The organism is Streptomyces sp. NPDC019224 (assembly GCF_040632605.1).
Classification (GTDB): Bacteria; Actinomycetota; Actinomycetes; order Streptomycetales; family Streptomycetaceae; genus Streptomyces.
In genome coordinates this window covers 1-19,911 of the sequence record NZ_JBEYCF010000045.1, presented here as the reverse complement: position 1 = coordinate 19,911, position 19,911 = coordinate 1, and the positions used below count along the sequence as shown (strand labels likewise).

Below are 19,911 nucleotides of genomic sequence, written 5' to 3'. Positions count from 1 at the left end.
GAGCATCCTGACCGTACTGAGCGCAGTCGTCGCGACGGCGGCCTTTCTGCCCGGCGTCGCCACCGCCGCCCTTGCCACCTCGGGCCCTGGCGGATCCGCCTCGTGCGCACCCCTGTGGGACTCCTCGGCCGCCTACTCGGCCGGCGGCGCGGTCTCGCACCACGGCCGCAACTGGACGGCGAAGTGGTGGACGCGGAACGAGAACCCGGGCGCCACCCCTGTCTGGGCGGATGCGGGCGCCTGTGTGGGAGGGGCCTCCGACTTCGTCATCAGTGAGGCGGAGTTCGACGAGATCTTCCCCGCGCGCGACCCCTTCTACACGTACCAGGGCCTGATCGACGCGCTGCACGCATACCCCCGCTTCGCGAACACCGGGACCGAGGCGACCAGGAGCCGGGAGGCTGCGGCGTTCCTGACGCACGCCGACTTCGAGTCGGTCGGCCTGCGGTACGTGAAGGAGATCAACGAGGCCAACTACTGGATCAAGTGCGACTACAGCCAGCCCTTCGGCTGCCCGGCCGGCCGGTCCGCGTACTACGGGCGGGGTCCGATCATGTTCAGCTGGAACTTCAACTACAAGGCGGCGGGGGACGCGCTCGGCCTCGACCTGCTCAACGACCCGTGGCTGGTGGAGCGCGATGCGTCGGTCGCCTGGCAGACCGCGCTCTGGTACTGGAACACCCAGAACGGCCCCGGGAGCATGACCTCCCATGACGCCATGGTCGGCGGTGCCGGCTTCGGCGAGACCATCCGCTCGCTCAACGGCTCGCTTGAGTGCAACGGCGGCAATCCCGGCTCGGTGGAGGCGCGGGTCGCCAAGTACGAGCACATCACGGACGTCATCGGCGTCGATCCGGGTTCAGGGCTTACCTGCTGACGTCAGTTCAAACCTCAGGGGCCCCGCCCTGCCGCCTGGTGGGCGGACCCCGGGGTTCTCTCTCGGCGAGTTCCCGGGATTGGTCTAGGCCTTGACAGGTCCAGACCAACAACGCTTGAGTGGCGGGTACCCCCCCCACAGCGGTGCACCGCGACGACCGGTGCACCGCGCCGAAGGAGTGTGCAGATGTTCCGACGTGTCATGGGCCTGCTCGCCGCGCTGGGCGCGGTTGTGGCAGGGCTCGTCGTACTCCCCGCCACCACCGCTTCGGCCGCCGGCTGTGCGGCCGCCTGGAACGCCTCGTCCGTGTACACCGGCGGCGGCACCGCCTCGTACAACGGGCACAACTGGACCGCCAAGTGGTGGACGCAGAACGAGAGGCCCGGCGGCTCCGATGTCTGGGCCGACCAGGGCGCGTGCGGAAGCGGCGGCGGCACGGACCCGGGCGACCCGGGCTCCTCCTCCGGTTTCGTGGTCAGCGAGGCGCAGTTCAACCAGATGTTCCCCGGCCGCAGTTCCTTCTACACGTACAGCGGGCTGGTCGCCGCCCTGGACGCCTACCCGGCCTTCGCCAACACCGGCAGCGACACCGTCAAGAAGCAGGAGGCCGCGGCCTTCCTCGCCAACGTCAGCCACGAAACCGGCGGCCTGGTGTACATCGTCGAGCAGAACACCGCCAACTACCCGCACTACTGCGACAGCAGCCAGCCGTACGGCTGCCCGGCGGGCCGGGCCGCGTACTACGGACGCGGGCCGATCCAGCTCAGCTGGAACTTCAACTACAAGGCCGCGGGCGACGCGCTCGGCATCGACCTGCTGGGCAACCCCTATCTGGTCGAGCGGGATGCCGCCGTGGCCTGGAAGACCGGTCTCTGGTACTGGAACACCCAGAACGGCCCCGGCACCATGACCGCCCACAACGCCATGGTGAACGGTGCCGGCTTCGGTGAGACGATCCGCTCCATCAACGGCTCGCTGGAGTGCAACGGCGGCAGCCCCGCCCAGGTCCAGAACCGCATCGACAGGTACCAGGCGTTCGTGCAGATCCTCGGCGCCGCGCCCGGATCCAACCTCAGCTGCTGACCAGCGCTTTCATCCGGCGAATTCACACGTGTGGGGGATGCCTCCGGCCTTGCGGCCGGGGGCATCCCCCACCTCGTTGTCAGTGGTGGCCTCTAGCGTCGAAATCGTCGGGACCGCAGGCGGTCGGCGTACGAGGAGAGGTCACCACGATGGAGTTCCGGATCGAACGCGGCGAGCTGACGGACGCCGTGGCCTGGGCCGCCCGCGTGCTGCCCACCAGATCGCCCGTACCCGTCCTCGGCGGGCTGCTGCTGGAGGCGGCGGACGGCACACTGAGCATCTCCGGCCTGGACTACGAGGCGTCCGCACGCATCGAGATCCAGGCCCGGACCGAACGGCCCGGGAAGGTTCTGGTCATGGGCCGCCGCCTGCTCGACGTGTGCAAGGTGCTGCCCGACGGGCCGGTGGAGTGCGCGGTCGAGGGCTCACGGTTCACAGTGACGGGCGGCGGCGCGGGATTCGGCTTGTCGGTCCTCCCGCTGGATGACTATCCCGCGCTGCCTCCGCTGCCGGAGGTCCTTGGCGAGGTCGACGGGCAGGAGTTCGCGGCAGCCGTCGCCGATGTGTCGGTGGCCGCGGGCCGGGACGACACCCTGCCCACGCTCACCGGTATCCGCCTGGGGCTCGACGGTGAGTGGATGACCCTGGCAGCCACGGACCGCTACCGCTTCGCGGTTCGTACGCTCGACTGGCGGCCCGCCACGCGCGGCGTGACGGCCGACGTCGTCGTCTCGGCCCGTCGGCTCAGCGAGATCGCCCGCTCGGTCGGTGCCCGCCCCGGTACGGTCCGCCTCGCCCTGGACAGCGGTTCGGCGGGTTTCGAGCGCGAGGGCATGCGTACCACGGTCCGGCTGCTCGACGGCCGGCTGCCGCGCCACGACAAGCTGTTCGTGCTGGACGGGCCGGTCAAGGCGGTGACCGAGCGCGAGCCGCTGGTCGAGGCCGTGAAGCGGGTCGCGGTGGTGGCGGACGGCGACAGCCCGCTCCAGTTCGCCTTCGCCGAGGGCTCCGTGCTGCTCCAGGCCGGTTACGAGGACGACGTGGCCTCCCAGCGCCTGCCCGCCGGGCTTCTGGGCGCCGACGAGATCACCGTCGCGTTCAACCCCTCGTACCTGATGGACGCGCTGGCCTCCTTCGATACTCCGGTCGTCCGGTTCCAGCTCATCGGCCAGGGCCAGCGCGCCATGATCACCGGGCACCGGGACCACGAGGACGCGGCGGCCGCGGCGGACGGGGCAGGGGACACGGTCCACCAGCACCTGCTCATGTCCGTCCGCCCGCTGGTCCAGTGAAAACGGAGGCGGGGCCGGGCCCGGAGGGCTGCCCGGCAAGCCATGGCGGCCCCATTCGGCCCGGTCCGTCAGCCGGTCTTCGTGTAGGTGAGCTTCTCGCCGCTGGACGTGTTCTCCCGGCTGAGGCTGCCGTCCGGGAGGAGGGTGAGCGTGGTCGGCGCGCCTGGGGTGCAGGAAGCCGCCGGTTCGCCCTCCGTCACGGTGGACGGGCCGATGCGGACGGCCTCGCCCTCGACGGCCTCGGCCGTCAGGGGCGCCTCGAAGACGCAGCGGTAGCTGCCGCCGCCGGCGAGCGGGCCCTCGGCGGTCAGGGTGAGGACGGTGTCGCCCGCCTCGCCCTGGCGGATGACCAGTTCACGGGTGGAGTGGCCGGTGTCGTTGTCGATGCTGCCGGACCAGGAGCCCAGGTAGCCCTCGGGGACACCGCCCTCCTCGCCGTTGGCCCCGTCGTCGCTGGGCGAGGGGTCCGGGGAGACGGCGGGGGAGGGAGAGCCCTCGATGGCCTGCGAGGGGGAGGGACCGGCCGAGAGAGTGGGCTTCGCCGTGGGGGTGTTGCCCTTGTCGTTCATGAGCGCGTAGACGGACCCGCCGGCCCCTATGGCGACCAGCAGGGCGACCACCACCAGGGCGATGGTGGAGCCGTTGCTCCTGCGGGCCGGCTCCGGGGCGGGGGCCGGGTGCTGGGTGCCGGTGAGGTAGCCGGGGCCGTACGGGGGAGTGGCTCCGTGACCGGGCTGCTGCGGGTAGCCGTACGGGTAACCGTGGTCCGGGCTCGGCTGCTGCGGATAGCCGTACGCTTGGCCGTGGTTGGGCTGCTGGGGGTGGCCGTAGCCCTGGACGGGCTGCGGCTGGGCCGGCTGGTGCGGGTAGCCGTAACCGGGCGGGGGCGTCGTGGCCGGGTGCCCGCTCGGCGGGGGAACGGTCCCGGCGGCGCAGGCGGCTCCTGCAGGGAGCACGTGAACGGGGCCGGCCCCGGGCTGCTCGGAGGAGGGGAGCGGGGCGGTCGGCCCAGTGGGGGCGCCGAACACCTCGGTCGTCGGCTCGGAAGAGGGCTCGGGTCTGGGGTCGGAGGGGGTGTCGGTCGCCGCGGCATCGGAGGCGGCCGGTTTGGTGAGGGGCACCGCGCCCTGCGGCTTCCCGTTTTTTGGCCCCCCGTCCGGTACTGCATCGACCGGCCCCGCGCCCGGTACTGCATCGACCGGCCCCGCGTCCTCCGGGTCCTCGGAGTCGAGCAGTTCCACGGCGTGGCGGCCGAGTTGGGCGATGAGCGCGCCCGGCAGCCAGGGCTCCGTGCTGTTGTCGTCGTCCGCCAGCAGGGCCAGGATGTCGTCCGTGGACGGCCGGGCCTGCGGGTCCTTGTGGAGGCAGCCCCGGATCAGGTCGTCGAGGCCCGCTGTGACCCCGGTCAGGTCCGGGTCCTCCTGCGCGATGCGGAACAGCAGGGCGTGCATCTCGTTGGCCGCGGCCCCGAAGGGGAGCCGCCCGGTCAGGGCGTACGTCAGCACCGACCCCAGGCAGAACACGTCGCTCGCCGCGCTCACCCGCTCGCCCCGTACCTGCTCCGGCGACATGAAACCGGGCGAGCCGACCAGTGCACCGGTGCGGGTGAGACCGCCGTCGGTGACGGTGTCCAGGGCCCTGGCTATTCCGAAGTCGATGACGCGCGGACCGTCGATCGTGAGCAGGATGTTGGAGGGCTTCAGGTCCCGGTGGATGAGGCCGGCCGTGTGGATGGCCTTCAGGGCGTGTGCGAGACCGGCGCCGAGAATACGGACGGACCGTTCCGGCAGGGGGCCGTACGTGCCGGGGGCCGGGCCGGGGCCGGTGCCCGGCCTGCCCGATACGGTGGCGTGGAGGGAGGGCCCCGCCACATATCCAGTGGCGACCCACGGCACGTCGGCCTCGGTGTCGGCGTCCAGCACGGGCGCGGTCCAGGTGGAGCCCACCCGGCGGGCGGCCCGTACCTCCTGGCGGAACCGGTCGCGGAATTCCTGCTGAGCGGCGAGTTCCTCGCGTACGAGCTTGAGTGCGACCGTACGGCCGCGGTCGGAACGGGCCAGATACACCTGACCCATGCCGCCCGCGCCGAGGCGCTCCAGCACGCGGTACGCGCCGATGCGCTGTGGATCGGTGGACCCGAGCTTCTCCATGGTGTGCGGCCTCCCCCGTACGACAACACGCCGGACGGGGACGAGAATAGCGGCGCGCTTCGTCCACTCGGGGCCCTCCGGGGCTCCGGGCCGATCCGGAGCCGGTCTAAGGTGACCCGGAACCGAATCGGGGAGGGGCGCCATGTGCGCGAGCGGAGCCGTCACCCGCAGCACCCTGCGGCAGCAGATCGCGGACGCGCTGCGTGACGAGGTGCTCGCCGGGCGCCTGCTGCCTGGGCGGGAGTTCACCGTCAAGCAGATCGCCGAGCAGTACGGGGTGTCCGCGACGCCCGTCCGCGAGGCGTTGTTCGACCTGTCCGCCCAGGGGCTCCTCGAATCCGATCAGCACCGCGGCTTCCGGGTGCACCAGTTCACGGTCGCGGACTACCGGGCGATGGTGGAGGCCCGCGCCCTGGTCATGGACGGGGTCCTCCGGGGCGTCTTCCACGATCCGGCCCCGGAGCGGCGTACCGACTACCGGGACGCGCTCGTGTCCGTACGCCGCCGTGCCGAGGAGGCCGCCCGTGCCGCGCGCTGCGGGGACCTGGACATCCTCATCGGCTACGACCTGCGCTTCTGGCGTGAGTTGGGCGGCCTCATCAGCAACGGTTACATCAGCGACTTCCTGCACCGGCTGCGGATCCAGGCATGGGTGTTCGCCGTGCCGTACCTGCGGGGCGACGCCGCGCTGCGGGACTGGCTGTGGAACGGCCACGTCGAACTGGTCGCCGCAATCACGCACCGCGACCGCGAGGCCCTGCGCGCGGCGATCGACGGCTACAACAGCCACGCGCTGAGCTGGGCCGACCGCCTCGCCGATCCGGGACCGGCCGCGGGGGATGCCTGGGGGCGCCCCTGACGATGGTCGGGGATGCCCCGACCCCGGCGGGTACCGGCCGCCGCCCCCGCACCGGACCGGGCGTGAGCGGCCACTGTGCGTGCGGAGCCTGCCGCATTACGCTGTCCCGACCACTGCACGCCCCCGTTGGAGAGCGAGACTTCGTGGCCTGTGACCTGTGGCTGGTCCCCCTTGTCGATGTGCTGTGCCACAGCCCCGACAACCCCTTCGCCGAAGAGATCGCCCTCTACGACAAGGCCTTGGGCGAGGCTGGCCTGCCGTCCGTCCCTGTCTACGCGTACATGCCGGGACTGACCGGAGACGTCGCCCCGGTCGCGGGCTTCGACTACGACGCCCTGCACTTCCTGCGCCGCGCCTACCTGCTCCAGCTCAGCGGCCTCGCCGTCACCCCGGTCGACGAGCTGGGCGGGGACTACGAGCAGTTGCTGGAGATGTTCGAGCAGACGGCCCGGCAGTCGCACCTGGTGTGGCACTTCGACCACGCGGGGGCGTACGTACCGCTCGACTTCGCCGCCCCGGTCTCCACCGACGAGCTGCTGGTGGCCGGCGGCCCGCTCGGTTCGGCGCACGGGCTGCTGCGGGAGCTGGAGTTCGTCGCACCGGCCATCGGAATCGACCCGGCGAACCCGCCGGCCGCACCCCTGCCGCCCGCCGCACCCACCGAACTGGAGGAACCGGCGAACTCCGTCCCGTACGACGACAACCCCTTCGCCCGGGAGCGCCACGTCTGGCTCGGCCTGCACGCCGCGGCCACCCGCAGCCTCGCCCAGGGATCGATGATCGTCTTCAGCTGAGGTGGTCCGGCGCCTTTCGCCGGAGTCCCCGCACCGGCCGCAGACCGGTCAGCGCGGGGACTCCGGCGGCCGCTGCCGCGGCATGTTCGGCCGGCCCATCGACTGGAGCGGGAAGCGTCCGGGTGCCGTCCCCGGCTCCGGCCGCCCGTTCCCGGAGCCACCGGAGACCAGGGCCTGCATACCCAGTGGCGCCGGGCCGGCCCGGAACTCCACCATCCAGTCGGCGGTCTCCGACCGTACGAGTTCCGTGATGTCCTCGGAGAAGCGCCGCAGCACCCCCAGGCACCGTTCGGTCGCCTCGCTCGCCGTGCCCTCGGCCGGGCCGAGCACCTCCCGTACGCACTCCGATGCCCAGTCGAACCGGAGCACCTGGAGTCGCCGCTGCACGGCCTGCGCGGTCGCGAGGTTCCTTATCCAGCCCGAGGTCAGGCCGAAGTACCGGTCGCACGCCATACACGCGGCGCCGAGCAGCAACGACAGATACCCCCAGCCGGCCGCGCCGTGCAGTGCGCCGGTCAGGTCGAGCAGCGGCAGGGCGGCGCCCGCGACCACCCCGGCCGCGGTGCCCATCCGCAGCGCCCTGGCCCCGCGCCGCTTCCACAGCCGGTCGTTCAGATACCAGTCGGCGGTGCGCAGCGCGTCCGCCTCCAGCCACCGGTAGAGCTCGTCCAGCCGCTGGGCGGGCTCTCCCCAGTCGCCCAGCGGGAACGGCTCCCCGGTCAGGTCACGGCCCCGCCCCGCACGGCCCTCGGCGCCGGAGCCCGTATCGGAAGGAGCGGCCGCACCCGCCGGACCGGACGCGCCGGACTTGCGGGGCGGCACTTCGGGCTGCATCTCCGGCTGACTCACCGGGGTACTCCTCTGCATGCTGCATAGCGACGCGTGCTCACGACCGCGTACTCGACGACGGGGCGGATCTCTGCTCTGCTCCCTGGCTGCTCCATGCGTCCGGACACAACGGGCAGTCCCCCGTGCGTAACCATGCGTGACAAGGGGTATGCGCGTGCGTATCGGGACGCATGCCCTTCCTACCGCCGAATGGTGGGCCGTGGGGTCGAAATCGCGGTATTCCCGGGTGCATACGGCCTCTGGTCAGGTATAGGAGTCTCGGCACCGCTCTCCCGATCTCACCCGAAAGAGTTGCTCCTCGGCGGGTGGGGCGCGTCGCCCGGGGACAACGTAGGCTCGGCGTACCGAAACATCTGTCGTCGAAATGCCTGGAGTGACCGTGATTCCCGGTGGTGGTCAGCCCAATATGCAGCAGCTGCTGCAGCAGGCCCAGAAGATGCAGCAGGAGCTCGCCCAGGCCCAGGAGGAGCTCGCCAGGACCGAGGTGGACGGTCAGGCGGGCGGCGGCCTGGTCAAAGCGACGGTCAACGGCTCGGGCGAGCTGCGTGGCCTGGTGATCGATCCGAAGGCGGTGGACCCGGAGGACACCGAGACCCTCGCGGACCTCGTCGTCGCGGCGGTCCAGGCGGCCAACGAGAACGCCCAGCAGCTTCAGCAGCAGAAGCTCGGCCCGCTGACCCAGGGGTTGGGCGGCGGCATGCCCGGCCTGCCGTTCTGACCGGCCGCATACCCAAGACCGTACGTACCCCCTACGGTACGTATCAGGACTCAGCCGACTCAGTCAGGAAGGCGTTCCGTTGTACGAAGGCGTGGTTCAGGACCTCATCGACGAACTGGGCAGGCTGCCCGGCGTCGGTCCCAAGAGCGCGCAGCGGATCGCCTTCCACGTGCTGCAGGCGGAGCCCACGGACGTACGGCGCTTGGCTCATGCCCTCCTGGAGGTCAAGGACAAGGTCCGCTTCTGCGCGGTCTGCGGCAATGTGGCCCAGCAGGAGGAGTGCGGCATCTGTCGCGACCAGCGCCGCGACCGGTCGGTCATCTGCGTGGTCGAGGAGCCCAAGGACGTCGTCGCGATCGAGCGGACCCGTGAGTTCCGTGGCCGCTACCACGTGCTGGGTGGGGCGATCAGTCCCATCGAGGGCGTCGGGCCGGACGACCTGCGCATCCGCGAGCTGCTGGCCCGCCTCGCCGACGGTTCCATCACCGAACTGATCCTGGCGACCGACCCCAACCTGGAGGGCGAGGCCACCGCGACGTATTTGGCGCGGATGGTCAAGCCGATGGGGCTCCGCGTCACCCGGCTGGCCAGCGGCCTGCCGGTGGGAGGCGACCTGGAGTACGCGGACGAGGTCACGCTCGGCCGCGCTTTCGAGGGGAGGCGACTGCTGGATGTCTGACGGTTTTGCCCCCGCATCTCACGACGGCTTTACGCTCAGCGCGGTTATCTTCTACTCACCGTCTCCGACCGTGCACACGGGAGGTCTCTTCGATGTCTGACGCCACGCTGAACACCGTCACGCAGGACCCCGGCGACTTCGCGGTCCAGATCGCGGACCAGATCAAGACGTTCATCGTCGCGGTCACCGAGGTATCCAGGGTCGAGGAGCCGGAAGAGGCCGTTCCGGTCCTGCTCCTCCAGGTCTCCCAGCTCCTGCTGGCCGGTGGCAGGCTCGGCGCGTACGAGGACATCGTCCCCGATGACCGCTATGAGCCGGATCTGGGCGCCGAGCCGGATGCCGACGGCCTGCGCGAGCGTTTCGCGGTCCTCCTGGAGCCGATCGATGTCTACTCCGAGGTCTTCGACCCGTACGAGCCCCGCAAGGCCCCGGTCGCGGCCCGCATCTCCGACGACCTGGCCGACCTCGTCACCGACCTGCGCCACGGCCTGGCCCACTACGAGGAGGACCGGACCACCGAGGCCTTGTGGTGGTGGCAGTTCTCCTACTTCTCCAACTGGGGCTCCACCGCCTCCGCCACCCTGCGCGCCCTCCAGTCCCTGATCGCCCACATCCGCCTCAACCAGCCCCTCCAGGAGCTGGACGGCCTGGACACCGACCAGGACGCCGCCGACGTCGACCTCGCGGAGGAGGCGGGCCGTGTCATGGTCGAGGAGATCGCGGGGCCGCTGGGCCTGCGGCCGGTGAAGTAGCGGGTGCTCGGTCCATCCGGCCAGGTGGTTCCCCCAACGTCACCGACGTTCTCAGTGCTCGCTATTAGCCTCCCTCACAGTCTGTGATGATCACGGGCTTCGTTCCGGTCTGGTCGTTCGGCACCGATGGCGAGCAGGTGAGCGGCGCCCGTCCCGAGGTGGGTGAGTGGTTGTACGTGCTCGGTGTGTACGACGCCGAGACGGGCAAGGCGCACCTCTACGTGAACGGTGAGGAGACGGGTGCCCCGGCCGAGGTCGCGCCCTCGACGGCCCCGGGGACTTCCAGATCGGCCGGGCACGCGGCAAGGCCGGGTACCGGGACCGCCGGCAGGGCGAGATCGGTGACGTCCGTGCGTACGACCGGGTCGTCGTGCCCGAGGAGGCTGCGGAGCTCGCCATGCGTGCCCCGCAGGAGCGCGCTCACTGGGCCCTGGAGGGCACGGCCGACGGACTCAGCCCCGATGTCCACGGTGGGGAGTCGCTGAGGCTCGCGCCGGGCGCCTCGATCTACACGCGGCCCGCCCAGCCGTGCGACCCGGCGGCCGACCCCGGCTGCGACCCCCTGTCGAGTGGCGCCGATGCTCTTGTCGGCTCCGGGCACCTGGAGCTGGACGGCGCCGGTGGGTACGCGGCCACGGACGGCCCGGCCGTCGACACCGGTGACAGCTTCACCTTCGGTGCCCTGGTCCGCTTCGCGGACCAGGAACCCGCGCATCCGATGACCGTGCTCTCGCAGGGCGGGGAACACGGCGACGCGTTCAAGGTGCGCTACGTGCCTTCCACGCACACGTTCGAGCTGGTGATGGGCCACGCGGACGCCCAAGGAACGGACGAGACGGTGGTCGGCCGCCAAGAGGCGGCGTCCAGCAGCGGGAACGGCAGCCACATCGCCGTCGTGCACGACGCGAGCCGAGACCGGGTCACGCTGTACGTGGACGGCATGGCGTCCGACACGGCTTTCCGTTCGGCGTGGACCAGTACGGGAGGGCTCCAGGTGGGACGCGGGCACACGGCTGACGGCTGGGGGGGTACTTCCACGGTGCGCTCGACGAGGTACAGGTCTTCTCCGGTGCGCTGAGCGAGGGCGACGTGGGGCAGCTCGAGTGGGGCACCGACGTCTGCTACACCTGCGGCACCTGAGCGCCACGAAGGTCAGGAACCCGTGGCCCGGTCACGTGTGGGCTGGGCCACAAAGGGGAATGCGTACGTGTCCGGTGGGCAGCAGTCGGGCACGAGGGGTTCGGGGCGACACGTCGGTGATCACGTGGTGAGCGGGATATCTCAGCATGCGGTATCAGCGGGGCGTTTCCCGGCTGCTCGTTAAACTGAGCTGACCGCAGTAATGGACTGAGCGAGGAGCGCACGTGGGCCTTGTCGTGCAGAAGTACGGAGGCTCCTCCGTAGCCGATGCCGAGGGCATCAAGCGCGTCGCCAAGCGAATCGTCGATGCCAAGAAGAACGGCAACCAGGTGGTTGTCGTGGTGTCAGCGATGGGCGACACGACGGACGAGTTGATCGATCTCGCCGAGCAGGTATCCCCGATACCGGCCGGGCGTGAGTTCGACATGCTGCTGACCGCGGGAGAGCGGATCTCCATGGCGCTGCTGGCCATGGCGATCAAGAACCTGGGCCACGAGGCCCAGTCGTTCACCGGGAGCCAGGCAGGCGTCATCACCGACTCGGTCCACAACAAAGCGCGCATCATCGATGTGACGCCGGGCCGTATCCGTACGGCGCTGGACGAGGGGAACATCGCGATCGTCGCGGGGTTCCAGGGTGTGTCCCAGGACAAGAAGGACATCACCACTCTCGGCCGAGGCGGGTCCGACACCACTGCCGTCGCGCTCGCGGCCGCGCTGGATGCCGAGGTCTGTGAGATCTACACCGACGTGGACGGCGTGTTCACCGCCGACCCGCGGGTCGTGAAGAAGGCCCGCAAGATCGACTGGATCTCCTTCGAGGACATGCTGGAGCTGGCCGCGTCCGGCTCCAAGGTGCTGCTGCACCGGTGCGTCGAGTACGCACGCCGTTACAACATCCCGATCCACGTCCGCTCGTCCTTCTCCGGACTGCGCGGCACCTGGGTCAGCAACGAGCCGCAAGGGGACCAGCAGGTGGAGCACGCGATCATCTCCGGAGTCGCCCATGACGTCTCCGAGGCCAAGATCACCGTCGTCGGCGTGCCCGACAAGCCGGGCGAGGCCGCCGCGATCTTCCGTACGATCGCGAACGCCGAGGTCAACATCGACATGGTGGTGCAGAACGTCTCCGCCGCGTCGACCGGCCTGACGGACATCTCGTTCACGCTCCCGAAGTCCGAGGGCCGCAAGGCCATCGACGCTCTGGAGCGCAATCGCGGTGTGATCGGCTTCGACTCGCTGCGTTACGACGACCAGATCGCCAAGATCTCCCTGGTCGGCGCAGGTATGAAGACCAACCCCGGCGTCACCGCGGGCTTCTTCGAGGCACTGTCCGACGCCGGCGTGAACATCGAGCTGATCTCGACGTCCGAGATCCGCATCTCGGTGGTCACCCGTGCGGACGACGTCAACGAGGCGGTGCGCGCCGTGCACACCGCCTTCGGCCTCGACAGCGACTCCGACGAGGCAGTCGTGTACGGCGGCACCGGCCGATGACCGTACGCCGCCCTTCGCTCGCGGTCGTTGGCGCGACGGGGGCGATCGGTGGCGTCATGCTCCAGATCCTTTCGCAGCACGCGGACGTCTGGGGCGAGGTCAGACTCGTCGCCTCACCGCGCTCGGCCGGCCGCAAGCTGGTCGTACGCGGTGAGGCGAGCGAGGTCCTCGAACTCACCGAGGACGTCTTCGAGGGCATCGACGTGGCGCTCTTCCTGGTGCCCGCCGATGTCTCCGCGCGCTGGGCCCCGATCGCCGCGTCCAAGGGCGCCGTCGTCATCGACGACTCCGCGGCCTTCCGTACGGACAACGACGTTCCGCTCGTCGTGCCCGAGATCAACCCGCATGCCGTACGGATGAGACCGCGCGGCATCGTCGCGAACCCGAACTGCACCACGCTGGCGCTGATCGTCGCGGTCGGTGCCCTGCATGCCGAATTCGGCCTGAGCGAACTGGTCGTCTCCTCGTACCAGGCCGTCAGCGGCGCCGGACGCGACGGAGTCGCCGTGCTGCGCGAACAGCTGTCGATGGTGGCCGGCACGGAACTGGGTACGAAGCCGGGCGACGTACGCCGCATCGTGGGTGACACGCATGGTGGCCCGTTTGCCGCGCCGGTCGCGCTCAATGTCGTCCCGTGGGCCGGAACGGACGCCGGAGACGGCTGGTCGTCGGAGGAGCTGGCCATCCGTGAGGAATGCCGCAAGATCCTCGGCCTGCCGAACCTGCGGGTGACAGCCACCTGCGTCTACGTGCCCGTCGTCGCCGCGCACTCGATGTCCGTGCACGCCCGCTTCGAGAACGAGGTCGCGGTCGACCGGGCCCACGAGATCCTGGCGACGGCTCCCGGAGTGGTGTTGTACGACAGTCCGGGCGCCGGTGACTTCCCCACCCCGTCCGACGTGGTGGGCACCGACCCGACCTGGGTCGGCCGGGTCCGGCGCTCGCTGGACGATCCGCAGGCGCTGGAGCTCTTCGTCTGCGGCGACAACCTCCGCAAGGGCGCGGCACTCAACGTGGCGCAGATCGCCGAATCGGTGGCCGCCGAATTTCCCCGGCCTTGACCGGGCACGGTCACGAGGCCCGGATCGAGCCAGTTTTGTACGTTCTGTGAACGGCCTGTGAGCAACTTGCTGGTCTGAACCTCTTGAGCTGGGGAGTCGCCGTAACCGACGATGACCTTTTCGGTTCGTTGCAACCGCGGGTCGGGCGCCAGGCGTCTAAGCGGTCACTTCTTGCGCGGCGGGGCGCATGTGCGGGGCATCTGGGGAAGAGCGGGTACGTATGAAGGCATATCGCAGGGCCTCAAACGCGGTGCCGTATGCGTACAACCCTGACGGGGGGAAGCGTGTCCAACTGGCGTGGCAGAGGTTCTCGATATCACAGTGGTGGGCCCCTTGCGCGGCGCTTCGGTGCGACCGCTCCGACGGACCCGTGCAGCCGGCGGCATGCCGGTGATCGCGCCCGTGCCCGCCGCGCGTCGGACGGGGCTGCCTTCGCAGCGCGAGGGCGCTGAGGAGAGGGTGGCAGCCGGAACCACCGTCGACCATCTCACCGAAACCTACCGTGCCCACTACCGTTCGTTGCTCGGCCTCGCGGCCCTGCTGCTGGACGACACGGCGTCCTGCGAGGACGTCGTGCAGGAGGCGTTCATCCGCGTGCACTCCGCGCGCAACCGGGTCCGCGAACCCGAGAAGACTCTCGCGTACCTGCGCCAGACCGTCGTCAATCTCTCCCGTTCCGCGCTCCGCCGCCGCATCCTCGGGCTGAAGCTGCTCTCGAAGCCGATGCCGGACATGGCGAGCGCGGAGGAGGGCGCGTACGACCAGCTGGAGCGGGACGCGCTGATCAAGGCGATGCGCGGTCTGCAGAGGCGCCAGCGCGAGGTGCTGGTCCTCCGTTACTTCGCGGACATGACCGAGGCCCAGGTCGCCGAGACGCTGGGGATCTCCCTGGGCTCGGTGAAGGCGTACGGGTCCCGCGGCATCGCGGCCCTGCGCGTGGTGATGGAGGCGCAGGTATGAGCCGGCGTGGCGACCACCACGATCACGATCATGAACAGGACCCGCTGCACGGCGGCCGGGGCGCAGGGGACGGCGACACCGTGGGCTTCACGACCCCTGCCGACTTGTTCGGCGACGGGCCGTTCGGTGGTGGCAGCTCGTCCGGCGGGAGCGGCCCCCTCGACGACGACGGTAACGGCGTCGACGAGGATGCGCTGCGCCGCATGATGCACGGCGTCGTGCAGGGGTTGGAACCGAGCGAGGGCAGCCTCGACCGGCTGCAGCGGGCGGTGCCCGCACGGCGGGCCCGGCGACGGCAGGCCCTGGTGGGTGCGGCGGCCGCCGTCCTGTTGGTCGGCACCGCGATCCCCGCGTTCGTCCACGTCGCCAACTCGGGGGGAGCGAGCACCGCCAGCCCCGCCATCGCCGGCCACGGCGAACAGACGCAGGGCGGCAACGGCGACCCCCACGGCGCGGACTCCGGCAACGGGAGCGGCGGCGAGAGCGGCGGCGGACACCCCAACGGCGGCCAGGGGCTCCCGGAGAGCACCGTGAGCCCGACCGGCAGCACCGGCCAGAGGCAGGACGGCGACACGACCGGCGCGTCCCCCGATCCCACCGTCAGCGCGGAGGGCGACCTGCCCGCGTGCGACCCGGGGCAGCTCGGCGTGAAGGCGGCCACGGCCGGGGCCGCGGGTGCCGACGGCACGGTGTACGGGGCCTTCCGCATCGCCAATGTGTCCGGCACGGACTGCTCGGTGAGCAGCGGCGGCACCGTGGGCTTCGAGGCGATGGGCGCCGCCGACCCCACCCGGATCGAGGTCGTCCGGCACACCGAGGGCGATCCGGCATCCGGTCTGCCCGACCCCGACACCGAGGAGGCCACCGTCCTGCTGAAGCCGGACATGGTCTACGAGGTGCAGTTCGCCTGGGTCCCCGAGGACACCTGCCCCTCCACGGGCGGCTCGCCCTCCCCGACGCCGACGGACGGCGCGGAGGGCGCCGGCGACGGCGGCTCCTCCGCCGGGACCGCGGCGACCGGCGGCACCGAGGAGAGCGAGACGGGTACGGAGACGCAGTTCGGCACCGCCGACGGCGCGGGCACCGCACCGGGCAGCATCTCTGTGCAGCACACCCCGGAGCCCGGGGCACCGGTCGCCGCGACGAAGATCGACAATGCCTGCGCGGGCACGATCTACCGGACGGGCGTCCTGGAACCTTCGTCGTAGGAGCGGGGGCCGGGCGAGGCATGCCGGGAGCGCAGGTCCGGGGCCGGGGCCGGCCGGCACAGCCGACCGGACCGGAGTGCAGGCCCGGGAGCCCGGCCTGGGACGAACCGCGGGCCGGGACCGCTGCCCGGTGGGTCCCTGAGCTCCTCGCTCACGCCCCGGAAGGGTTCTCCGTGTCGGGGACCAGTCCCAGCTTCAGGTCCCTGGCGGCCTCGGCCTCGCGGCGGAGCAGGCGGAACCACATGAAGACCACGAACCCGGCGAAGACGAACCACTCACCCGTGTAGCCGAGATTCTGGAAGGCCTTGAGGTCGAGTCCGCTGCCCTCCGGTGCGGTGGCCGGAACCGGGCGCAGCGCGGTCGTGCCGGCCCGGGCGGCATCACCGGCCGCGTCCGCCGAGGTGCCCGAGGCGCCCGCGGCCTTCTCGGAGCCGTCCGCGTCGCTCTTCGGGAGCGTCACCCAGGCGTCGTACACGTCGTACGGCACGAGGTTGACCAGTGATGCGGCGCTGATCATGCCCACCTGACCGTCCGGCAGCCCGCCCGTCGCGCCGACCCCGGCGGTGCCCGCGTTCTCCGAAGCCTGGAGCTCGCCGGTCACCGTGACCCGGCCGGAAGGCGCGGGCGGCACCCGGGTCTGTCCCGGCTTCCCGGGCAGCCAGCCGCGTACCACCGGCAGGGCCTTGCCGGTGTCGGTGCGCAGCATGTCCAGGACGTAGAAGCCCTTCCGGCCGTCCAGCTCGCGGCCGGGTACCAGGAAGCGGTCCGCGTACCGTCCGGTCGCGGTGGCGGGCCGGCCGGAGGTCTTCGTGTCGACGGGCAGCAAACTGTCGAGCGGCTTGGCGGCCCGGGTGCCCGGCGCGGGCTGCTTCTCGGCGGCGTCGTGCGTGTGCACGCGGTCCTCGAAGCGGCCGAGCTGCCAGGTGCCCATGAACACGCAGAACGGAATGGCCAGTACGACGAAGAGGTTGATCCCCCACCATCGCGGGGTCAGCAGGAACCGGTACACCCCTCCACGGTACGGTCCCCGCTCCGCTCGGCCGGAGCGGGGGCACCCGGAAAGCCACCCTTTATCCGGCCCCTACCCGCCGGCCGGCGTCCCCTCACCCGGACCGGCCGGGCCGGCGGGCCCTGCGGGCGAGAGCCCCGCCAGATGGCGCCGGGCGAAGTCGAGCTCCATCCGGACCTGCTTGATCCGCTCCTCCACGACGAGCGAGCCGTGCCCCGCGTCGTACCGGTAGACCTCGTGCACCGCGTCGCGTTCCTTCAGCCGGTCCACGTAGTTCTCGACCTGGCGGATCGGGCAGCGCGGGTCGTTGACGCCGGCCGAGATGTAGACGGGGGCCCGCACGGCGTCGACGTACGTCAGGGGTGACGATGCCTCGAACCGCTCGGGCACCTCCTGCGGTGTCCCGCCCAGCAGTGTGCGGTCCATCGCCTTCAAGGCCTCCATTTCGTCGTGGTACGCCGTGACGTAGTCCGCGACGGGGACCGCGGCCAGGCCGAGGGCCCAGTCGCCGGGCTGCGTACCGAGGCCGAGCAGGGTGAGGTAACCGCCCCAGGAGCCGCCGGCCAGGACCAGAGCGGCCGGGTCCGCGAGGCCGGACTTCACCGCCCACTCCCGCACCGCCGCGATGTCCTCCAGCTCGATCAGCCCGACCCGGTGCTTGAGCGCGTCCGTCCACGCCCGTCCGTAACCGGTCGAGCCGCGGTAGTTGACCCGGACGACCGCGTAACCGTGGTCCACCCAGGCGGCGGGGCCGGCCGCGAAGGCGTCACTGTCGTGCCAGGTCGGGCCGCCGTGGATTTCGAAGACCGTCGGGAACGGCCCCTCGGCGGGGGCGGGCGGACGCTGGACGAGCGCGTGGATCCGGCCGCCGGGCCCGTCCACCCACACGTCCTCGACCGGCACCGACCCCGGAGCCTTGGCGCCCGGCGGATCGAGCACCACCGCACCGGTCGTGGACCGGACGACGGGCGGCTCGGCCGCCGACGACCAGAGGTATTCCACCGTCCCGTCCGGCCGGGCCGTGGCACCCGAGACCGTACCGGTGGGCGTCTCCACCCGCACCAGCCTCCCCTCGGCCGTGGCGGGCTCGTACCGCCAGAGCTCGCTGCGGGCCTCGAAGCCGTGCTCGATGAGCAGCGCCGAGCCGTCCGGATACCACTCGGCGCCCACATCTCCCGGCAGATCGATGGCCAGGTCCGTCTCCGTCCCCGCCACCGGGTCCCAGATCATCGGCTCCCAGCGCCCGCGCCTCTGGTGCCCGACCAGCAGCCGGGTGTCCCCGGCGACCGGTGCGAACCCGAGGACCGCGAGGCCCAGCTCCTTCGTACCCCCCTCTGTGTCGTCCAGCTCCGCCACCGTCGTCCCGTCCGGCCGCACCACGCGCAGCGCGGAGTGCATCGCGTCCCCGTGCTCGGTGTGCTCCAGCGCGATCAGCGTCCCGTCGTGCGAGAGGTCGCCGACCCCGGCCGACTCGCGGTGGCGGTAGATCTCGACGGGGGGCGCGCCCGGCCGTACGACGTGGACCGTCGTGCCGTCCTCGTCCGTCGAACGGCCGATCACCGCCGTGTTGTCCCGGCCGATCGCGAGGCCGGCCGGGTAGGACGGTCCGAGGCCGGGGGCGGCCGGTTCGGTCACCGCGTCCACCCCGCCGTGGAACGGCCGGCGCATCCACAACCCGAACTCGTCCCCGTCGGTGTCGTCGAACCACCACACGGCCTCGCCGTCCGGCGTCAGCACGCCGTCCGTCGTCCCGTTCGGCCGGTCGGTCACCTGTCGCTGCTCACCGGTCGCCCGGTCCCATGTGTACAACTCGTAGGTGCCCGTCGCGTTGGACACGAACAACGCGCGGTCCGGTGCCTCCTCGGCCCAGTCGGGCAGCGACACCCGGGGAGCCCGGAAACGCTGTTCCCACACCGGTACGGATGCGGTCGTCGACGAACCAGTTGCCTCAGTCATGACCCCATTCTGCGTCGTACGCCCGACAATCCGTTCGCTTCGTCCGCAGCCTGTGGATAACCTCGCCGACATGTCCACCGCTCCGATACCGTCCGACTGGCGCGAAGCCAACCGCAGGATGTGGGATGAGCGTGTGCCCATCCACGCAGGCAGCGACTTCTACGACCTCGACGCCTTCCGCGCGGGGAAGGACGCCCTGCGGCCCTTCGAGCTGGCCGAGGTCGGCGATGTGACCGGCCGGTCGCTGCTGCACCTGCAGTGCCACATCGGACTCGACACGCTTTCCTGGGCGCGGCACGGTGCGGCTCAGGTCGTCGGTCTCGACTTCTCCGAACCGGCCGTCGAGACCGCCCGCGCCCTCGCCCAGGACCTGGGGCTGGGCCCCGACCGCGCGGCCTTCGTCGCCGCCGACGTGTACGACGCGGCCCAAGCCGTACCGGACTCCTCGTACGACATCGTCTACACGGGCGTCGGCGCGCTGAACTGGCTGCCCGACATCGACCGCTGGGCGGAGACGGCCGCTTCACTGGTGGCGCCGGGTGGCTTCCTCTACCTGGCGGAGTTCCATCCGCTCACGGACTGTCTCGACGACGAGACGGGCTCGCGGATCGTGCACGACTACTTCAGCCGCGAGGCATGGGTGGACGAGACGCCCGGCACGTACGCGGACTTCGACGCTCCGACCGTCCACAACCGCAGCGTCGAGTGGCAGCACCCGGTGGGCAGTGTGGTGTCCGCGCTGGCCGCGGCGGGCCTGCGGATCGAGTTCCTGCACGAGCACGACGCCTCACTCTTCGCCCGTTTCCCGGTTCTGAAACGCGGCGCGGACGACTTCTTCCGTTACCCGCCGGACCGCCCTCGCATCCCCTTGATGTACTCGCTCAAGGCGACTCGCCCGGCAGCATGACGAGGGGTGGCACCGCCCCGGCTTCGGCTCCCGCAGATGCAGCGCCGCGCCGCCTCGGTGGAGAACGGCACGATCGACTGGGGCATGGGCGAGACCCTGGCCATCGGTTCGCTGCTGATGG

The 19,911-nt window shown here is 71.1% G+C and carries 19 protein-coding genes; 15 read left to right on the top strand and 4 right to left on the bottom strand.

Annotated elements, in window-relative coordinates:
* Window positions 1-46: 46 nt before the first annotated feature.
* The 3 genes from ABZ564_RS24820 to dnaN all read left to right on the top strand — a co-directional run bounded on the left by ABZ564_RS24820 (window position 47) and on the right by dnaN (window position 3,252).
* Window positions 47-877, top strand: a complete 831-nt coding sequence (locus ABZ564_RS24820; protein ID WP_360860620.1) for a glycoside hydrolase family 19 protein — start codon at window positions 47-49, stop codon at window positions 875-877.
* A 186-nt stretch (window positions 878-1,063) separates the two neighbouring features.
* Complete coding sequence (locus ABZ564_RS24815) at window positions 1,064-1,960, top strand: glycoside hydrolase family 19 protein (RefSeq protein ID WP_360860511.1); 897 nt, start codon at window positions 1,064-1,066, stop codon at window positions 1,958-1,960.
* Window positions 1,961-2,109: 149 nt separating this feature from the next.
* Window positions 2,110-3,252: a DNA polymerase III subunit beta gene (gene dnaN / locus ABZ564_RS24810; protein WP_360860509.1), complete on the top strand. Its 1,143-nt coding sequence runs from the start codon at window positions 2,110-2,112 to the stop codon at window positions 3,250-3,252.
* A gap of 68 nt (window positions 3,253-3,320) precedes the next feature.
* Here dnaN and ABZ564_RS24805 read toward each other — a convergent pair whose 3' ends face one another.
* Complete coding sequence (locus ABZ564_RS24805; protein ID WP_360860506.1) at window positions 3,321-5,402, bottom strand: protein kinase; 2,082 nt, start codon at window positions 5,400-5,402, stop codon at window positions 3,321-3,323.
* Between the two features lie 142 nt (window positions 5,403-5,544).
* Between ABZ564_RS24805 and ABZ564_RS24800 the strand changes: the two genes are divergently transcribed.
* Entirely contained in the window at window positions 5,545-6,261 is a 717-nt protein-coding gene (locus tag ABZ564_RS24800; protein ID WP_360860504.1) for a GntR family transcriptional regulator, read from the top strand.
* Between the two features lie 143 nt (window positions 6,262-6,404).
* Window positions 6,405-7,055, top strand: coding sequence for a hypothetical protein (locus ABZ564_RS24795; RefSeq protein ID WP_360860501.1), 651 nt, complete (start codon window positions 6,405-6,407; stop codon window positions 7,053-7,055).
* A 48-nt stretch (window positions 7,056-7,103) separates the two neighbouring features.
* On the opposite strand, the gene ABZ564_RS24790 is transcribed toward ABZ564_RS24795, so the two are convergent.
* Window positions 7,104-7,889, bottom strand: coding sequence for an SLATT domain-containing protein (locus tag ABZ564_RS24790; RefSeq protein ID WP_360860617.1), 786 nt, complete (start codon window positions 7,887-7,889; stop codon window positions 7,104-7,106).
* A gap of 394 nt (window positions 7,890-8,283) precedes the next feature.
* On the opposite strand from ABZ564_RS24790, the gene ABZ564_RS24785 reads away from it, so the two are divergent.
* The 9 genes from ABZ564_RS24785 to ABZ564_RS24745 all read left to right on the top strand — a co-directional run bounded on the left by ABZ564_RS24785 (window position 8,284) and on the right by ABZ564_RS24745 (window position 15,918).
* Complete coding sequence (locus ABZ564_RS24785; RefSeq protein ID WP_360860614.1) at window positions 8,284-8,622, top strand: YbaB/EbfC family nucleoid-associated protein; 339 nt, start codon at window positions 8,284-8,286, stop codon at window positions 8,620-8,622.
* Window positions 8,623-8,701: 79 nt separating this feature from the next.
* Window positions 8,702-9,301, top strand: coding sequence for a recombination mediator RecR (recR, locus tag ABZ564_RS24780; RefSeq protein WP_018514171.1), 600 nt, complete (start codon window positions 8,702-8,704; stop codon window positions 9,299-9,301).
* A 92-nt stretch (window positions 9,302-9,393) separates the two neighbouring features.
* Window positions 9,394-10,053: a DUF5063 domain-containing protein gene (locus tag ABZ564_RS24775; protein ID WP_360860498.1), complete on the top strand. Its 660-nt coding sequence runs from the start codon at window positions 9,394-9,396 to the stop codon at window positions 10,051-10,053.
* A gap of 86 nt (window positions 10,054-10,139) precedes the next feature.
* The gene (locus ABZ564_RS24770) at window positions 10,140-10,538 is read left to right on the top strand and encodes a LamG-like jellyroll fold domain-containing protein (protein ID WP_360860495.1); all 399 of its coding nucleotides are present in this window, start codon (window positions 10,140-10,142) and stop codon (window positions 10,536-10,538) included.
* Entirely contained in the window at window positions 10,451-11,131 is a 681-nt protein-coding gene (locus ABZ564_RS24765) for a hypothetical protein (RefSeq protein ID WP_360860492.1), read from the top strand. Before ABZ564_RS24770 ends, ABZ564_RS24765 begins: the two co-directional genes overlap by 88 nt.
* Window positions 11,132-11,417: 286 nt before the next feature.
* Window positions 11,418-12,689: an aspartate kinase gene (locus ABZ564_RS24760; RefSeq protein ID WP_360860490.1), complete on the top strand. Its 1,272-nt coding sequence runs from the start codon at window positions 11,418-11,420 to the stop codon at window positions 12,687-12,689.
* Entirely contained in the window at window positions 12,686-13,750 is a 1,065-nt protein-coding gene (locus tag ABZ564_RS24755; RefSeq protein ID WP_360860487.1) for an aspartate-semialdehyde dehydrogenase, read from the top strand. The genes ABZ564_RS24760 and ABZ564_RS24755 overlap by 4 nt, the downstream gene beginning before the upstream one ends.
* A gap of 384 nt (window positions 13,751-14,134) precedes the next feature.
* A complete protein-coding gene (locus ABZ564_RS24750; RefSeq protein WP_360860484.1) occupies window positions 14,135-14,710 on the top strand; it encodes a SigE family RNA polymerase sigma factor in 576 nt (191 codons plus the stop codon).
* The gene (locus tag ABZ564_RS24745; RefSeq protein ID WP_360860481.1) at window positions 14,707-15,918 is read left to right on the top strand and encodes a hypothetical protein; all 1,212 of its coding nucleotides are present in this window, start codon (window positions 14,707-14,709) and stop codon (window positions 15,916-15,918) included. The genes ABZ564_RS24750 and ABZ564_RS24745 overlap by 4 nt, the downstream gene beginning before the upstream one ends.
* A 151-nt stretch (window positions 15,919-16,069) precedes the next feature.
* Here the strand turns inward: ABZ564_RS24745 and ABZ564_RS24740 are convergent, their stop codons facing one another.
* Window positions 16,070-16,927, bottom strand: coding sequence for an SURF1 family protein (locus tag ABZ564_RS24740; RefSeq protein WP_360860478.1), 858 nt, complete (start codon window positions 16,925-16,927; stop codon window positions 16,070-16,072).
* Between the two features lie 72 nt (window positions 16,928-16,999).
* Window positions 17,000-18,883 carry a prolyl oligopeptidase family serine peptidase gene (locus ABZ564_RS24735; RefSeq protein ID WP_360860475.1) on the bottom strand — a complete coding sequence of 628 codons (1,884 nt, stop codon included), beginning with the start codon at window positions 18,881-18,883 and terminating at the stop codon, window positions 17,000-17,002.
* Between the two features lie 70 nt (window positions 18,884-18,953).
* On the opposite strand from ABZ564_RS24735, the gene ABZ564_RS24730 reads away from it, so the two are divergent.
* Window positions 18,954-19,790 (top strand): methyltransferase domain-containing protein, encoded by an 837-nt coding sequence (locus ABZ564_RS24730; protein WP_360860472.1) that lies wholly within the window; start codon window positions 18,954-18,956, stop codon window positions 19,788-19,790.
* Window positions 19,791-19,911 lie beyond the last annotated feature (121 nt).

What these genes read in the sequence shown, in the direction of transcription:
- ABZ564_RS24815 (WP_360860511.1), top strand. Translation starts at nt 1,064, where the DNA reads ATGTTCCGACGTGTCATGGGCCTGCTCGCCGCGCTGGGCGCGGTTGTG.
- dnaN (WP_360860509.1), top strand. Translation starts at nt 2,110, where the DNA reads ATGGAGTTCCGGATCGAACGCGGCGAGCTGACGGACGCCGTGGCCTGG.
- ABZ564_RS24805 (WP_360860506.1), bottom strand. Translation starts at nt 5,402, where the DNA reads ATGGAGAAGCTCGGGTCCACCGATCCACAGCGCATCGGCGCGTACCGC.
- ABZ564_RS24800 (WP_360860504.1), top strand. Translation starts at nt 5,545, where the DNA reads ATGTGCGCGAGCGGAGCCGTCACCCGCAGCACCCTGCGGCAGCAGATC.
- ABZ564_RS24790 (WP_360860617.1), bottom strand. Translation starts at nt 7,889, where the DNA reads ATGCAGCCCGAAGTGCCGCCCCGCAAGTCCGGCGCGTCCGGTCCGGCG.
- ABZ564_RS24775 (WP_360860498.1), top strand. Translation starts at nt 9,394, where the DNA reads ATGTCTGACGCCACGCTGAACACCGTCACGCAGGACCCCGGCGACTTC.
- ABZ564_RS24770 (WP_360860495.1), top strand. Translation starts at nt 10,140, where the DNA reads ATGATCACGGGCTTCGTTCCGGTCTGGTCGTTCGGCACCGATGGCGAG.
- ABZ564_RS24765 (WP_360860492.1), top strand. Translation starts at nt 10,451, where the DNA reads ATGCGTGCCCCGCAGGAGCGCGCTCACTGGGCCCTGGAGGGCACGGCC.
- ABZ564_RS24755 (WP_360860487.1), top strand. Translation starts at nt 12,686, where the DNA reads ATGACCGTACGCCGCCCTTCGCTCGCGGTCGTTGGCGCGACGGGGGCG.
- ABZ564_RS24750 (WP_360860484.1), top strand. Translation starts at nt 14,135, where the DNA reads ATGCCGGTGATCGCGCCCGTGCCCGCCGCGCGTCGGACGGGGCTGCCT.
- ABZ564_RS24745 (WP_360860481.1), top strand. Translation starts at nt 14,707, where the DNA reads ATGAGCCGGCGTGGCGACCACCACGATCACGATCATGAACAGGACCCG.
- ABZ564_RS24735 (WP_360860475.1), bottom strand. Translation starts at nt 18,883, where the DNA reads ATGACTGAGGCAACTGGTTCGTCGACGACCGCATCCGTACCGGTGTGG.
- ABZ564_RS24730 (WP_360860472.1), top strand. Translation starts at nt 18,954, where the DNA reads ATGTCCACCGCTCCGATACCGTCCGACTGGCGCGAAGCCAACCGCAGG.